The sequence below is a fragment of the Paraburkholderia sp. BR10872 genome, assembly GCF_040965835.1.
Classification (GTDB): domain Bacteria; phylum Pseudomonadota; class Gammaproteobacteria; order Burkholderiales; family Burkholderiaceae; genus Paraburkholderia; species Paraburkholderia nodosa_A.
Map to the genome: position 1 here is coordinate 88,805 of NZ_JBFRCN010000008.1, position 13,642 is coordinate 102,446.

Here is a 13,642-nt window from a genome sequence, read left to right on the forward strand (position 1 = left end):
ATGACTCCACAATCCGACGACACTCGCGCGGTATGTCTGCTGCGTCTCGTCGATACCCTCGCCACGGAGTTGCACGGCGAGGCGCAGCATCGCGACCGCGTTTCGATGACGACGCAACTCGAGCGCGATCTCGGCTTCGACAGCCTCGCGCGCGCCGAACTGGCCGAACGCATCGAACAGGCGTTCGGCGTCCGTTTGCCGCCCGACGCGTTTGCGGCGGTCACGCCCGCTGACCTGCTCAAGGCAATCGAGCTGGGCGCCGAAGCCATGCCGGTCGAGGCAGCGGCACGTCTCGTCCCGCTGCCCGAAATGTGCAGCGAACCTGCGCTGGCGGTGCCCGAACAGGCCCAAACGCTCGCCGAGGTACTCCAATGGCACGCGCTCAGGCATCCGGATCGGCTCCATCTCACGCTCATCGACAACGGCACCACGACGGAGCTCACTTACGCTGCGCTCTTCCATCGCGCCTCGCATGCCGCCAATGTGCTGCGTTCGCTCGGCGTGGATCCTGGCGCGCGGGTCGCACTCATGCTGCCAACCGGCATCGATTATTTCGTCGCCTTCGCGGCGTTGATGCTGTGCGGAGCCGTTCCCGTGCCGATCTATCCGCCCACGAGCCTCGCGCAGGTCGAGGAGCACGTCGCGCGTCATGCTTCGATCCTTGCGAATGCCGGAGTCTCCACGCTGATCGCTTCGGCGTCGCTGGGCCCGGTAGCGCATCTGCTCAGGCTGAAGGTTCCGACGCTGCGTCAGCTCGTTATCAGCGCGGCGCTCGCCCCGGTGCAAATCGACGATAGCGGGCAGGCGCCGCTCGTCAGGACCGGAACACGCGACCTCGCCTTGCTCCAGTACACCTCGGGCAGCACCGGCGAGCCCAAGGGCGTCATGCTGAGCCACGCGAACCTGCTTTCGAACATCCGCGCGATGGGCGAGCGCATGATCGTGCAGCCCGGCGACAGGCTTGTGAGCTGGCTGCCGCTCTATCACGACATGGGGCTGATCGGCGCATGGCTCGCGCCGCTCTATTTCGGCTTTCCACTTGTCGCGATGTCGCCGCTCGCCTTTCTGGCGCGCCCCGCCGTCTGGCTGGAAACGATCTCGCAACACCGCGCGACGATCACCGCGGCACCCAACTTCGCCTACGAGTGGTGCGCGCGGCGTGTGCCGGAGCGCCAGCTCGCCGGGCTCGATCTCCGGTCGTTGCGGTTCGCGTTCTGCGGCTCCGAGCCGGTGAATCCAGCTACGCTGCGGGCCTTCGCAAGCCGCTTCGCGGCGTTCGGGTTCGACGCGCACGCCATCACGCCGGTCTATGGACTCGCCGAGAACACGCTCGCTGTCACGTTCCCTACCCCGTCGCGCGGCCTGCGCGTGGACTTGGTGGAGCGTGAGGCGCTCAGTACGCTCGGCGAAGCCGTAAAGACGACGCGCATGGACGACGACCCGCTTGTCTTCGTTGCCTGCGGCTATCCGCTCGCGGATACCCAACTGCGCATCGTGGACGAGCGGCGCCAGCCGCTTGCCGAACGCCGGATTGGACATATCGAGTTTCGCGGCGCGAGCGCAACGGCGGGCTATTACCGCAATCCCGAGCAAACGGCGCGTCTCGCGCACGACGGCTGGCTCGACAGCGGGGACCTCGGCTATCTCGCAGACGGGGAGCTTTTCGTGACAGGGCGCACGAAGGATCTCATCATCCGGGCTGGCCGCCACATTTTTCCCGATGAGCTGGAGCACGCGCTCGCACAGTTGAACGGCGTCGAACCGGGCGGCGTGGCGGCCTGCGGCGAGCCTGATCCCCTGGCCGGTACCGAGCGGCTCGTCCTGATCGTCGAAACTTCGATGCGCGATGCCGCAGATCGCGCCGATCTCCAGGCGCGCGTCAATGCCGTCGCGCGGCGGCTGTGCGGTGCGCCCGCCGAGCGCGTCATGCTCGTCGCTCCGCATGGCATCTTCAGAACGCCTGGCGGAAAAATCCGTCGGGCTGCGACGATCGAGCGACTACGCCGCGGCGATGCGCCTGAAGCGCCGATGAGCGCGTTCGCACCCTGGCGTCAGGCATTCGCTCTCGTTGTGGCAAACGTGGTTCCGCTCACGCGGGCTGGCGTCGCGCGGCTGCGGCGCAGCACCCGCGGCGCCTGGTGCTGGTGCCTCGTCGGACTGGCGTTTTCGGCAGTCTCGGTGTGGGTCGCACTCGAACGCGAGCCTGCCCGCCGCTGGCACGCGGCCGCTCGCGCGTGCCGCTTCGTGCTGCGCGCCGTCGGACTGCGTACGACGCTGCGCGGCGCGGAGCACCTTGACGCACCAACGCATCCCGTACTGGCCGCCAATCATACGAGCTACCTCGACGTGGTCGCGCTACTGGCCACGCTGCCTGTGCCGGTGCACTTCGTCGCGAAGCGGGAGCTCTCGCGGCGCCCGTTCGTGGGCGGGCTGCTGCGCGCGCTAGGCACCCGCTTCGTGGCGCGCGACGACTATGGTCAGAGCCTGGCCGACGAAGCGCAACTGGTCGAATGCGCGCGCGCAGGCGAGACGCTGCTGTTCTTCCCCGAAGGGACATTCGTATCCGCCGCCGGCCTGCGGGCATTCAGGCTGGGCGCGTTTCGCGCGGCCGTGCTGGCTGCGAGGCCCGTGCTGCCCGTCGCCGTGCGCGGCGCGCGCACGGCGCTGCGCGACGGACACTGGATACCGGAGAGCGGGGACATCGAGATCGAAGTGCTCGCCCCGATCTATGCGCAGGGAGCCGATTTCCGCGCGATGGTGAGTCTGCGCGAGCATACGCGCGCGGCGCTGCTCGCGAAATGCGGGGAGCCCGATGCGGACGATCAGGCAACGCGCCTCGAACAGCTCGACGCACACGCCACAACGAAGGATGCAACCATCGCGCCGGAGTGAATGAGAGGACCATCAGGCAATGGACATCGCCGTCCTGCGTCGCGATGATCCTTGCCTTTCTGGTCCACGATGGCGTGCGCTGGTGGCGGCGCGATTGACGCCGCCCCGCTCAGAGCGGCAAACGCTCGGTCAGGCTCACGGGCATGCCGGCCTGCGCATCGAGCGCCGGCTCGCTGTCCGCGACGCGCCACTTGACCGCGACGAAACTGTCGGGGCTCACCGAGATCGAGTCGATGCCGCATTCCACGAGGAAAGCGGCAAAGTCGGGGTGGTGCGCCGGTGCCTCGCCGCACAGGCCGATCTTGGCCCCGGCATGATGGGCCTCGGCGATCACTCTGCGCACCATCCACTTGACCGCTTCGTTTTGCTCGTCGAAGAGCCCGAAAAGCTGCGCCGAATCGCGATCCACGCCCAGCGTGAGCTGCGTGAGATCATTGCTGCCGATCGAGAATCCATCGAAGCGTTGCGCGAACTGACGCGCGAGCACGACATTGGACGGAATCTCGCACATCACATAGATCTCCAGACCATGGCCCCCGCGTTCGAGGCCGTTTTCCTTCATGACAGCCAGCACGCGGTCGGCTTCCTCGGGCGTGCGGCAGAACGGAATCATCACGACGACGTTGGTGAACCCCATCGTTTCACGCAGGCGGCGGATCGCTCGGGATTCCAGCGCGAACCCTTCGCGGTACAACGGCGAGTAGTAGCGCGAGGCCCCGCGAAAGCCGAGCATCGGGTTGGCTTCCTTCGGCTCGAACTGCGCGCCGCCCACCAGGTTCGCGTATTCGTTGGTCTTGAAGTCGCTCATGCGCACAATGACGGGACGCGGATACTGTGCGGCCGCGATACGCCCAAGCGCACGAGCGAGATGCTCGACGAAATACTCGGTGCGGTCTTCATAGCCGGCGGTCAGATCGCGAATGGTCCGTTTCGCCTGTTCGTCCTTCAGGTCGTCGAAATGGACGAGCGCCATTGGGTGAACCCGGATCTGGTTGCTGATCACGAACTCCATTCTTGCGAGCCCCACCCCGTCGGACGGGATGCGCCACCAGCGAAACGCCGCAGCCGGATTCGCGAGGTTGAGCATGATCCCGGTGCGCGTAGGCGGCATGTTCGAGAAGTCGATCTCGTCGGCGTGAAATTCGGCGATGCCCTCATAAACCATGCCTTCCTCGCCCTGCGCACAACTCACTGTGACTTGCTGACGGTTGCGCAGCACGCGCGTGGCGTTGCCGGTTCCAACGATCGCCGGCAGGCCGAGTTCGCGGCTGACAATCGCCGCGTGCGAAGTGCGGCCGCCATGATCCGTGACGATCGCCGAAGCGCGGCGCATGATCGGCACCCAGTCGGGATCGGTGGTCTGGGCGACCAGCACCGCGCCGTCCACGAAGCGAGCCATGTCGCGCGGCTGATCGATCACGCAGACCTGCCCCGCGCCGATGGCCTCCCCGACACTCACGCCCGACAGCAGCTTCGGTCCCGTCTTGCCGAGTCGCCAGGTCTTGAGCGCGCCCGCGTCGCGGCGCGACTGAACCGTTTCTGGACGCGCCTGGACGATGAAGATTTCTCCAGTGGCGCCGTCCTTGGCCCACTCCATGTCCATCGGGCAGCCATAATGTGCTTCGATCAGGCAGGCCCAGCGCGATAGATGCAGGATTTCGTCATCGCTCAGTACCCAGGCCGTGCGCTCCGCGCGCGAAGTCCGCGCGTTCTTCGTCGGCTGGGTGCGGCTGCGCGTGCAGACCATTTTGACCGCCTTTGCGCCACGCGTCTTGCCGACAATAGGCGTGATCGACGGCGCGTCCAGCAGCGGCTTGAAGACCTCGTACTCGTCGGGGTCGACCGCGCCCTGCACGACGTTTTCGCCCAGCCCCCAGGCCGCGTTGATCAGCACGATGCGATCGAAGCCGGTTTCGGTATCGATCGAAAACATGACGCCCGCGCCACCGAGATCGGCGCGCACCATCTGCTGCACGCCTACCGAGACTGCGACCTGCAGCGCGTCGAATCCCTTGGCCTGGCGGTAGCTGATCGCGCGGTCGGTATAGAGCGACGCGTAGCAGCGCCGGCATGCGTCGAGCACCGCCGTACTGCCGGATATGTTCAGGAACGTTTCGAACTGCCCGGCGAAGCTTGCTTCGGGCAGATCCTCGGCCGTCGCGCTCGAACGCACAGCGACACCGAGCTTTTCATTGCCGGTCTGGCGGCAGAGGTCCTCGTAGGCAGTCCGGATGCCTTGCGCGATGGCGGCAGGCCATTCGCCGCGCAGGATGGCGGAACGGATCAGTGCGCCCGTTTCGGCGAGCGTGCTGCGCTGGGCAGCAAGGCCGTCGAGCGCGGATGCGATCACTTCGTCGAGACGGTTCGCTTCGATGAAGTCGCGGTATGCCTGCGCCGTGGTTGCGAAACCAGGCGGCACCTTCACGCCGTGGGGCGCGAGGTCGGCGATCAGCTCGCCGAGCGAGGCGTTCTTGCCGCCCACGCGTGCAAGGTCGGCGCGCGTGACCTGTGCAAGCGAAACAATGGGAGAAGTTGCGTTTTCCATGGGTTGCTCCATGTATTGACCGGAAGGCATCAGGTTCGTGCATTGGGTTCGCAATGCATCGGGCCGCTACGCCTCACGCGGCCTCGCCGCGCACGAGCAGCACAGGGCACTCCGCCTTGCGGACGAATTCCTCCGCCACGCTGCCGAGGAAGGCGCGCCTGACGCCGCGCCGACCATGTGTGCCAAGCACCACGAGTTGAGCGTCAATGCGCGATGCACAGGCTTGCAGGCAGTCCGCCACGCTTTGCGTGACGCCGCCCACTTCGAGCAGTTCCGTCTCGCACTTCACGCCCGCCGCCTTCGCTTCGGCGTGCGCAGCTTCCAGCAGCTTCCTGGCCTCCTCCCGATACGACGCGAGCAGTTCCACCGGAACGTAGGTGAGTCCCATGCCGGGCGGCGCCACAACGTCGATCACGTGTGCCACATAAAGTTGGCCGCCCGTCAGTTGCGCCGTGCGCAGTGCCTCGGCGAGTGCCAGATTCGAGGTTTCGCTACCGTCGAACGCCGCCAGAATCCTCTCGTACATGTTCTGCCTCCTGTCCCGCGGGATATCCCGCACCACATCGCGTTGCCTGACGCCCATCATCGGTTTGCGTCGCGTCACACCATTGATTTGCATCAAGAGAGCTACGACGTCGAGGCAGCGCGGGGCGGTTTGATTTGCATCAGACGCAGCGCCGCTGGAAGGCGGGATGCTCCCATCGTGGCAATACCGGCCACTTACGCGAGGAGCAAACCATGAAACCTGCCCTTGGCTTCACGCTGAGCGCTGCCCTGGTTGCCGCAATGACCCTCGGCGCCGGCGTTTGCTCGGCGCAAACCGTCGCCGCTGGAACGGACGCCGCCGCGACGCGGACCGTCCAGAACGGCGTCGCCTACATTACTGGCGGCGTGGGCAGTGACGAAGCCGCCGCGATACGCAGCGTCGCCGGCCAGTACAGCCTGCGGCTGACGTTCGTCACGCAAGGTGGACAATTCCTTTCGGACGTGGACGTCGAGATCGTCGGTCCTTCCGGGGCGTCGTTGCTCAAGACACGCACGCTCGGCCCGTTCCTTTACGTGTCGCTTCCGACCGGAAGATACCAGGTCGCCGCATACGCGGCAGGGGCGAAGCAGACCCGCGTGGTGCTCGTGAATGTGCGTCAGGCCACGAATGTCGAGTTCGATTTCCCCGTTCTTGTGCACCGTGCCGCCGCACCGTGTTGTCAGACGCCGCCCGTCGCGCAATGAGCGCAAGCGCATGGCCCGGCGCAAGTTCCCCTGATGCAGGTCAAGTGTGCGAGTCAGCCCCAATCTAAGCTTTATCCATCTTCGTTGAAGCCTTGCGGGACCCATCATGTACAAGCGATTGATCTTTCTCGCCGTCCTCGCCCTGCCCGGCTCGTTCTTCGTTCTCGCAGCCGTCGGCCTGCATCCGCGCGGCCGCGCGCTTCTTGTGCAAGCTGCTGGATTCGGCGTCTTGCGCGCGAAATCGGCCATCGCTCGCAACGTCGCTGCGCGCTGATCGCCAAACCAGCCGCGCGATCTCCCGCAAAGCCTCAGCACACGTACGTCAGCGCGCCCCCGCCCGCAATCGCCGCGTCACTCCACTGTCAGATCGTCCACCACGGCGCGCACACCAGGCGCCGCCCACGCCGCGCCTCGAGCCACGGAGCGTTCGGCAAACGAATGAACCTTGCCGGACAACCTGACCGTGCCCTCCTGCACGGTGACCTGAATATGCCGTGCCTCGCGGTCCGCATGTCGGCGCATGGCGTCGAGGATGTCCTTGCTGATCTGGTCCGGCCCTACCTTATGATGGATTTCGATGTGGTCCATCACGTCCGCGACGCCTCGAAGTTGGGCAATGGCACGCACTGCGGTCTGACTCTGCCATGGCCAGTCAACCGCGCCCCTGAGCACAACGTGGCCACGCTCGACCTGCACCTGCACCGCGTCCTCGGTCAGTCCTGCGGTCCAGCGCAAAACGGAACGCGCGATGTGCGCGATGTCCTCGTCGGTGCGAACGTCTTCGCCCGGCAGATGCACATCCAGTTCGATCACGAGCGCGCGCACGCCGCCCACACGTCGTGTCGCCTGCTCGGCTGCGATCTTCTCGCCAAGGCTCGATAGGTGCCCGGCAAGGGTCACGACACCGTCCTTCACCTCCACCCCTATGTTCGAGGCGGTCACCGCGGGCTCCCACTCCAGTTCGGCTTCCACGTCATGCTTGAGCTGCAAATCGGTCTTCATCCTCACCTCCTTCGAATCGGGTCCCAATGCGGACCATCAAAACAAGCGTGGCACGGGCCGCCCTCCTTCAGCTGATCTGCATCAAGCAGACGGCGGTCGCGCGGCGTGCAGTCCGCCAGCACATGCCTGGCAATTCGGGATCAGCGTTCCGATCACGTGGTGTCAGTCATTTCTGACACGCACGGCGCAGATCGGACACCAATCTCAGCCGGGGCTGATTGTTGCTACCGGCGCCAAATCCAATACTTGAAGCGTGGCGAAAGCAGCAGTGTGATCACGCGGTGCGCAAATCTAGCATCAGGGGCGTAGTCCCGACAGCACAGACGCCGCCGCAATGGCCGGGAGCGAGTCATGAGCCAGCCTGAAGAATCCGGTTGCACAGAGGTCATGTCCACGCGTTTTCTGTCGGTGGGCACCCACCTCGCCACGAAGCGCGCGAGTTATCGGCATCACGGCATCTATATCGGAAATGGCCGGGTCATTCACTACGCCGGCCTTTCGCGGTGCTTGCGTGTCACGTAGATACGCCGCAGGCCCCGCCATATGCCCTTTAAAGACGCGCGCTCGCTATCGCTGTGACGAATCATGCGGCGCCTCCGCTTTGCGCCGGCTCGCGCGCAATTCGACGCGGGCAAGCCAGAAGCCGGGCAGCATGGGCAGCCAGAAGGTGAATCAGGATGGCAGGAACGAGCAATAGCACCAGCAGGAATACGGCAACGCCGGCGAAGAGCGTGGTGCCCGCAGCGTGATGGAGCCAGAGAATCGCGGCGCTCATGAACACGACGATCAGAAAGGCGATATCGCGCGAGAGCAGACTCGACAGCAGTGCGGTCAGCGCGATCGAGCGCGGCACGCCCCGGCGCAGCAGCCCGCGAATGGCCATGAGGCTGCCGCCGAGGCCGGCGCTCGGAAGCGCTTGATCGGTAAAGACCTTGATGATGCCGAGCCGTACCAGTACGCGCATCGGCAGTTCGTAGCCCGAATCGTGCAGAGGCTGGCGCCAGACAAGCGCGGCGCTCAAGTAGGTCGAAATCTGGGCTGCGACCGCGATCAGCAGCCAGCCTGGGCGCGCCGCGCGTGCGAGCGCGAGACTGCGCTCGAGTGAACCGGCGCGCACGACCGCGACCACCAGCACGAGCAGGCAAAGGAGGCCGACCGCCCAGGCTGCCTGGGCGCGTGGTCGCGCGTTCGGTGCAGAGAGCGTTCGGACGATGTTCAGTGCGTCGGCTCGCGGCGCGGACGGCTCGCCATCGGGGCGACACTCTGGTGGAGATGGGCCGGCATTCATCGAGACCTGTCTCTGGGAAGGGTACCGGCGCACTGCGTAGTGATCGGGCGTCAGCAGGTGGATTTTCGGCGCGTGCCTGCTGTCAGGCTTGATACATGTCAATCTTCGGCGCCCGGTTTGCTTTCGCGCGGCAGGCATGGCGCTGCGAATGTCGGGGCGCGCAAACGGTGGTGCAGGCGTCTGCTGTTGGTTGGATCAGTAGTTCAGCGCCGGTACAACGGCTTCGAACGTCTTGCCGAAAGCAGCAGGCTTGCAATCACGAACGAGCTTGCAGAAGAACAGCGTGAAGAGGACCCGCACAGCGCGAGCGGGATTGCGGATGCACGCATCGACCTGATCGCTTTTTCCGTGGCCTGCCACGCACCACATGCAGAGATGTTCGCAATTGTTCGTCAGCAAACGATAGTCTTGCTCGCCCAGCCGCGATGCCGCACGTCGGGCGACTTCGACGCCCGTGTACAGCGCGTGGGGGTGTTGAACGATCTCGAAGCCGAATCCCGCCGAAAAGAGCTGGAGCGAGATCACCTCGACCGGGCCGCGGCCGAACCCTTGATATAGGTCAACTGAGCGTCCTCGCGGCAGCAAAGAATGACCATCGGTTTTGAAGGAGAAACTTATGCGCGCTATTGACGTCATGACTTCGCACGTGGTGGTTGCCTCGCCCGATATGAACGTGCAGACAGCGGCCAAGCTGCTTGACGACAACCGCATTAGCGGCATGCCTGTTGTCAACTCCACCGGACAGGTGGTAGGCATGCTCAGCGAGGGCGATCTGGTGCGGCGAACGGAAATCGGCACTGGCGAGAGGCGGCGTTCGTGGTGGCTGGAGTTGTTTACTTCGAACCGCAAACTTGCGAGCGAGTATGTCAAGGAGCACGCGCACACGGTGATGGACATCATGAGCCAGCCCGTCGTGTCAGTGAGCGAAGATACGCCGCTGCACCTGCTCGAACGGCACCGCGTCAAGCGCGTTCCCGTACTACGCGACGATAAGCTCGTCGGAATCGTAAGCCGCTCGAATCTGATCCGTGCGCTTGCAACCGTCACGCCCGTCAAGCTGGCGACCTCGTCCAGCGATCGGGAGATCCGCGAAGCGGTTCTGCGCGAACTCAGCAAACGCCGCTGGGCGTTGCCCCGCCACGGCGTCCTGGTCCAGGACGGCGTCGTGCACTTTTGGGGCGTCGTTCAGTCAGAAGACGAACGGACTGCGATCCGCGCAGCGGTAGAAGGGGTGCCTGGCATCAAGGGTATCGGCGACCATCTCTATCTTCCTATCGGTGAAGTGCCGATCTCGATCTAATGGGGTATGCCTGCTGATTTCCGCCGACGGAGAAACATTGATGCGCCGTCAAACTCCGAACTACGTGACCATGAGCCTAAACGATGGCTCCTGCTGCTTTGTGCTGGCGACGTGGCAAGATGGCTTTCAAACCCAGGTGCATGGCTTTACCTGCGAAGCGGATGCCCGTGCGTGGATTAGCAAGAATGGTCCGAAATGGCGGGAATGGGCACCGCAACGTGTTCAGCGCGAGCGATACCTGGATCGGACGTTGTGGTCCTGAAAGCAGCGATTGCCGCGGCGATGCGCAATGGCCGCGTTGTGTCCATGCGACCCGTTCGTATTCTCCCAAGGGCGACGCTCGTATGAACCGAGCATCGTCTCCTCCATGCATATGTGTTCAGTCCGCCGCTGCGGGCTTTTTCTTCGATTGCTGACTCTCTGTCGCAGAGCTCGGTGCTATAGTGCTTCGCTCGTCCAGTGACACTCTGCCAGCCATGTCCTGCGAAGCGTGCGAACGAATGCAACTGGGAAACACCGTCCAGCCACATGTGGGACTGCGGAGAGTCGGCGCCCAGACTCGGCTGCGGCCGCTCGGCCGACGCCCAGTGCTTCTGCGACATTACGTTTGCTGCAACTGCAACACGAACTGGTTGCTCGAACTCGATCCGCGGCAGCCGGAGCAGCCGGAATGGGTTTGTCTGTATCAGGCCTCGAGCATTCTCGACCCTGTATCCGCAGTTCATCAGGGCACCCGTTCATCGGCTCCCCCTTCTGCCAATGGACGGGCTGACGTTGCACGCGGCGGAACGACCAAGCGGCTCCTGCACAGCCTCCCCTGACCTGACGCTCCCGCAACCGGCTGACGGCGTCCGTGGCTTGGCGCGCCGTGAGTTCTGCTAGAGGGAGTCTGCCGCCGCCAGGCAGGAAACGGCATGCCAGCCCTGCGGCTAGCCGTGTGGCGGGGCGACAGTCTTGTTGATCAGGTCGAGGAACTGGGACGCGGCGAACGGTTTGCGCAGGAAGGCAAAAAAGGCACTCGGGTCAGGCGGCTCCGCGATGGCCGAGGTGAGTACGACCGGCACCATCGAAAGCCGGGGGTCGTCAGCGAATGCTCTGGCCAGTTCGAGTCCATTCATAAGTGGCATCATGTAATCGGTGACGACTAATTCTGGCGGTTGCGAACGCGCGAGCGCCAGCGCTTCTGCGCCATTGCGTGCCTGAGCCACCTGATGACCTTCGGACTCGATCAGCCAGACCAGGGCGTCGAGCATGCGCGGATCGTCCTCCACCAGCAATATCTTGGCCACGTACCGCTCCTGCTTTTGCGTTTCAGGACGATCCTGAGCCACCGGTGCAAGAGTCAACTCGCGCGTCCTACGTGGATGCCATCAGCTTCCACTGTGGCGCTCCGCGATTGAGCTCGTAGACCACCCGCGTTTCACCCACCCATGCATTCGAGATGAGTCCAGCTTCCAGAAGGCTGGACAGTGCGCGATAGACACTCGCCTGACTGCATCGGTCGGCCCCTGCCGATGGCCGGCGAAACACTTGTTCCGCAGTCGTGTGCTCACGAGGACATTCATAAAACGCAGTGAGCACGGCGACGCGACCGGACCCCGCACTCAGGCGGGCCCTTGCCAGTTCGTAAGAGACCGCTCTCATTGCCTTGACTACCTAACCCGCCGTTGCGAAATTTGGGAGGAATGTTTCATGTTACCTCATGCTTGGCGCATGACTCGGGTTGCGGGTTGACGCAATCAAAAGCTCGTCGAAGTTCACGCGGACGGGGAGAAGGGCCACCAGGGCAGCGCAACCCGCTGCATTACCAGGGAGAATAACTGCAAGCCCGGACGCGGAGCGCGCTATCGACAGGCAGATGTCGCGGCTTTCCGCTGGTGTTGCCCTGTGGCAGTGAAGCACAATCCCCTACTGAATTTATGGGTCATGCGGCCGAAGATGATAACCACTCTTATTATCACCTCTACTACCACCTGTTACAAACCGGCAGACATCTGATGAAAACAACGCGCGCGTCTCAGTTGTCTTTGCGAAGACCTCGTTGGTTCTGTCCGCAGCAAACGCAGTTGCTGCACAGGAGGCTCACAACCTGATGCTCAAGGACCACAAGTTCTCACCGCCCGAGCTGACCATCCCTGCTGGTAAAAGAGTGAAGGTTACGGTCAAGAATCTTGATTCGACGCCAGCCGAATTCGAGAGTGATGATTTCAAGGCCGTGAAGGTGGATCCCCGCCGGCAAGCAGGGCGATATTCTCATCGGACCGCTGAAAGCTGGAACGTACGAGTTTCACGACGAATATCACGAAGTAGAGTCGAAGACCCATCTGATCGTTAAGTAGCCGTTTGCAACACCATGCTCTCCACCGCCCTCATCGTCTTCCGGTGAAGTTCTTGAAGCCGCGCTCGTCGTGTCGATCGTAATGGCAGCAACCAAAGGGGTGCTTAACCGTGGACGGTGGGTGAGCGTCGGCCTGGTCTGCGGGATCATAGGGGCTGCGCTCATTGCCATATTTGCTGACGTCATTGCTTCATGGGCGTCGGGTATGGGCCAGGAAGTGTTCAATGCCTGTGTGATGTTCGTCGCAGTCGTCATGCTCGGATGTTGGTCACCTGGTGTCTGCGGCCCTCTTGCCGTCGCGGGGTGATACCGTCTGGGACACATCGTGGTTGCTCAACGAGACTACCATTCCCGGCAAGATGCTTCACACCCTCATTGGCTACACAGCCCGTCCGGCGGGGATTCAGATCGTGACCTATGTCACAATACTTGCGCTCATCGTTCTTCTCGCTCGCACAATTGGCCGCTCCCAAAGTAACGCGCGACAAGCAGCGTAGGCCGCCGTGCCGTACTTTCCAGTGAGGCCCGGGCTAACTATTCCTGCGTTGCTGGCAATCGAAAGAAAATCAGATGAAGACACCCAGGCTGGAGCACAGCGCGGCGATGCTTGTCGCGCTGAGGATAGTGGCGTGCCGATATGACGTTATTGCGGAGCGCAAGTTTTTTGGCTGCCCGGCCTTCTTTGTTAGACGAAGGATGGCAGCTTGCGTGTACGGCGAGATGATCGCACTGAGGCTTCCGCAGCTTTCCGTGGCTGCGCTGATGAAAACACCAGGCTGTTCGTCCTTCCAGCCACACGGGCGTGGTCCCATGCGACGCTGGCTCGCATTCGAAGCGAGGAGCCCAGCCTTTACCTCACTTGAAGATCTTTTTGAGGAGGCCGTGTCGTTCGCGAATGAGCTGGCAGCCCGCGATTAGTGTCTTGTCAGGACGCTCAGAGTCTTGCGCTATCGGTGCTCTTGCAGATTCCCCCGAGCGGCGACGGTACTGCGATTCTCCTTCCCTTGCGGCCTCCGCACTACGAGCCGCGGGTGATGGTTGCCGGCG

At 63.6% G+C, this 13,642-nt stretch carries 13 protein-coding genes and 2 pseudogenes; 8 read left to right on the plus strand and 7 right to left on the minus strand.

The window, feature by feature from the left end; translation table 11 throughout:
* Entirely contained in the window at window positions 1–2,892 is a 2,892-nt protein-coding gene (locus tag AB4Y43_RS09130) for an AMP-binding protein (RefSeq protein WP_368727597.1), read from the plus strand.
* A 109-nt stretch (window positions 2,893–3,001) separates the two neighbouring features.
* Here the strand turns inward: AB4Y43_RS09130 and ppsA are convergent, their stop codons facing one another.
* Together ppsA and AB4Y43_RS09140 are read right to left on the minus strand one after the other, a co-directional pair.
* The gene (gene ppsA / locus AB4Y43_RS09135) at window positions 3,002–5,437 is read right to left on the minus strand and encodes a phosphoenolpyruvate synthase (RefSeq protein WP_368727598.1); all 2,436 of its coding nucleotides are present in this window, start codon (window positions 5,435–5,437) and stop codon (window positions 3,002–3,004) included.
* Window positions 5,438–5,510: 73 nt separating this feature from the next.
* Window positions 5,511–5,963: a universal stress protein gene (locus tag AB4Y43_RS09140; RefSeq protein WP_368727599.1), complete on the minus strand. Its 453-nt coding sequence runs from the start codon at window positions 5,961–5,963 to the stop codon at window positions 5,511–5,513.
* Window positions 5,964–6,175: 212 nt separating this feature from the next.
* On the opposite strand from AB4Y43_RS09140, the gene AB4Y43_RS09145 reads away from it, so the two are divergent.
* Window positions 6,176–6,667, plus strand: a complete 492-nt coding sequence (locus AB4Y43_RS09145; protein WP_368727600.1) for a carboxypeptidase regulatory-like domain-containing protein — start codon at window positions 6,176–6,178, stop codon at window positions 6,665–6,667.
* A gap of 106 nt (window positions 6,668–6,773) precedes the next feature.
* Window positions 6,774–6,941 (plus strand): hypothetical protein, encoded by a 168-nt coding sequence (locus AB4Y43_RS09150; protein WP_368727601.1) that lies wholly within the window; start codon window positions 6,774–6,776, stop codon window positions 6,939–6,941.
* 77 nt (window positions 6,942–7,018) lie between these two features.
* Here AB4Y43_RS09150 and AB4Y43_RS09155 read toward each other — a convergent pair whose 3' ends face one another.
* Window positions 7,019–7,669 carry a BON domain-containing protein gene (locus AB4Y43_RS09155; protein WP_368727602.1) on the minus strand — a complete coding sequence of 217 codons (651 nt, stop codon included), beginning with the start codon at window positions 7,667–7,669 and terminating at the stop codon, window positions 7,019–7,021.
* 387 nt (window positions 7,670–8,056) lie between these two features.
* On the opposite strand from AB4Y43_RS09155, the gene AB4Y43_RS09160 reads away from it, so the two are divergent.
* Entirely contained in the window at window positions 8,057–8,191 is a 135-nt protein-coding gene (locus tag AB4Y43_RS09160; protein ID WP_368727690.1) for a lecithin retinol acyltransferase family protein, read from the plus strand.
* A 61-nt stretch (window positions 8,192–8,252) separates the two neighbouring features.
* Here the strand turns inward: AB4Y43_RS09160 and AB4Y43_RS09165 are convergent, their stop codons facing one another.
* Both AB4Y43_RS09165 and AB4Y43_RS09170 read right to left on the minus strand, forming a co-directional pair.
* A complete protein-coding gene (locus AB4Y43_RS09165) occupies window positions 8,253–8,957 on the minus strand; it encodes a lysylphosphatidylglycerol synthase domain-containing protein (protein ID WP_368727603.1) in 705 nt (234 codons plus the stop codon).
* A gap of 195 nt (window positions 8,958–9,152) precedes the next feature.
* Entirely contained in the window at window positions 9,153–9,593 is a 441-nt protein-coding gene (locus AB4Y43_RS09170; RefSeq protein WP_368727604.1) for a lecithin retinol acyltransferase family protein, read from the minus strand.
* On the opposite strand from AB4Y43_RS09170, the gene AB4Y43_RS09175 reads away from it, so the two are divergent.
* On the plus strand, window positions 9,574–10,257 hold the full coding sequence (locus AB4Y43_RS09175; protein ID WP_368727605.1) for a CBS domain-containing protein: 684 nt from the start codon (window positions 9,574–9,576) through the stop codon (window positions 10,255–10,257). The two genes, AB4Y43_RS09170 and AB4Y43_RS09175, sit on opposite strands and share 20 nt — an antisense overlap.
* A gap of 929 nt (window positions 10,258–11,186) precedes the next feature.
* On the opposite strand, the gene AB4Y43_RS09180 is transcribed toward AB4Y43_RS09175, so the two are convergent.
* Both AB4Y43_RS09180 and AB4Y43_RS09185 read right to left on the minus strand, forming a co-directional pair.
* Window positions 11,187–11,546, minus strand: coding sequence for a response regulator (locus AB4Y43_RS09180; protein WP_368727606.1), 360 nt, complete (start codon window positions 11,544–11,546; stop codon window positions 11,187–11,189).
* 67 nt (window positions 11,547–11,613) lie between these two features.
* Entirely contained in the window at window positions 11,614–11,901 is a 288-nt protein-coding gene (locus AB4Y43_RS09185) for a transcriptional repressor (protein ID WP_368727607.1), read from the minus strand.
* A gap of 397 nt (window positions 11,902–12,298) precedes the next feature.
* Here AB4Y43_RS09185 and AB4Y43_RS09190 point away from each other — a divergent pair.
* From AB4Y43_RS09190 to AB4Y43_RS09200, 3 genes and pseudogenes are all read left to right on the plus strand, one after another.
* Window positions 12,299–12,596, plus strand: a pseudogene (locus AB4Y43_RS09190) (cupredoxin domain-containing protein).
* 14 nt (window positions 12,597–12,610) lie between these two features.
* Window positions 12,611–13,092: pseudogene (locus AB4Y43_RS09195) on the plus strand (FTR1 family protein).
* Window positions 13,093–13,165: 73 nt separating this feature from the next.
* Complete coding sequence (locus AB4Y43_RS09200; protein ID WP_368727608.1) at window positions 13,166–13,513, plus strand: hypothetical protein; 348 nt, start codon at window positions 13,166–13,168, stop codon at window positions 13,511–13,513.
* Window positions 13,514–13,642: the final 129 nt, after the last annotated feature.

Coding starts and splice junctions, on each gene's coding strand:
- AB4Y43_RS09170 (WP_368727604.1), bottom strand. CDS start 9,593: ATGACGTCAATAGCGCGCATAAGTTTCTCCTTCAAAACCGATGGTCAT.
- AB4Y43_RS09185 (WP_368727607.1), bottom strand. CDS start 11,901: ATGAGAGCGGTCTCTTACGAACTGGCAAGGGCCCGCCTGAGTGCGGGG.
- AB4Y43_RS09130 (WP_368727597.1), top strand. CDS start 1: ATGACTCCACAATCCGACGACACTCGCGCGGTATGTCTGCTGCGTCTC.
- AB4Y43_RS09140 (WP_368727599.1), bottom strand. CDS start 5,963: ATGTACGAGAGGATTCTGGCGGCGTTCGACGGTAGCGAAACCTCGAAT.
- AB4Y43_RS09145 (WP_368727600.1), top strand. CDS start 6,176: ATGAAACCTGCCCTTGGCTTCACGCTGAGCGCTGCCCTGGTTGCCGCA.
- AB4Y43_RS09160 (WP_368727690.1), top strand. CDS start 8,057: ATGTCCACGCGTTTTCTGTCGGTGGGCACCCACCTCGCCACGAAGCGC.
- AB4Y43_RS09200 (WP_368727608.1), top strand. CDS start 13,166: ATGAAGACACCCAGGCTGGAGCACAGCGCGGCGATGCTTGTCGCGCTG.
- AB4Y43_RS09165 (WP_368727603.1), bottom strand. CDS start 8,957: ATGAATGCCGGCCCATCTCCACCAGAGTGTCGCCCCGATGGCGAGCCG.
- AB4Y43_RS09155 (WP_368727602.1), bottom strand. CDS start 7,669: ATGAAGACCGATTTGCAGCTCAAGCATGACGTGGAAGCCGAACTGGAG.
- ppsA (WP_368727598.1), bottom strand. CDS start 5,437: ATGGAAAACGCAACTTCTCCCATTGTTTCGCTTGCACAGGTCACGCGC.
- AB4Y43_RS09175 (WP_368727605.1), top strand. CDS start 9,574: ATGCGCGCTATTGACGTCATGACTTCGCACGTGGTGGTTGCCTCGCCC.
- AB4Y43_RS09150 (WP_368727601.1), top strand. CDS start 6,774: ATGTACAAGCGATTGATCTTTCTCGCCGTCCTCGCCCTGCCCGGCTCG.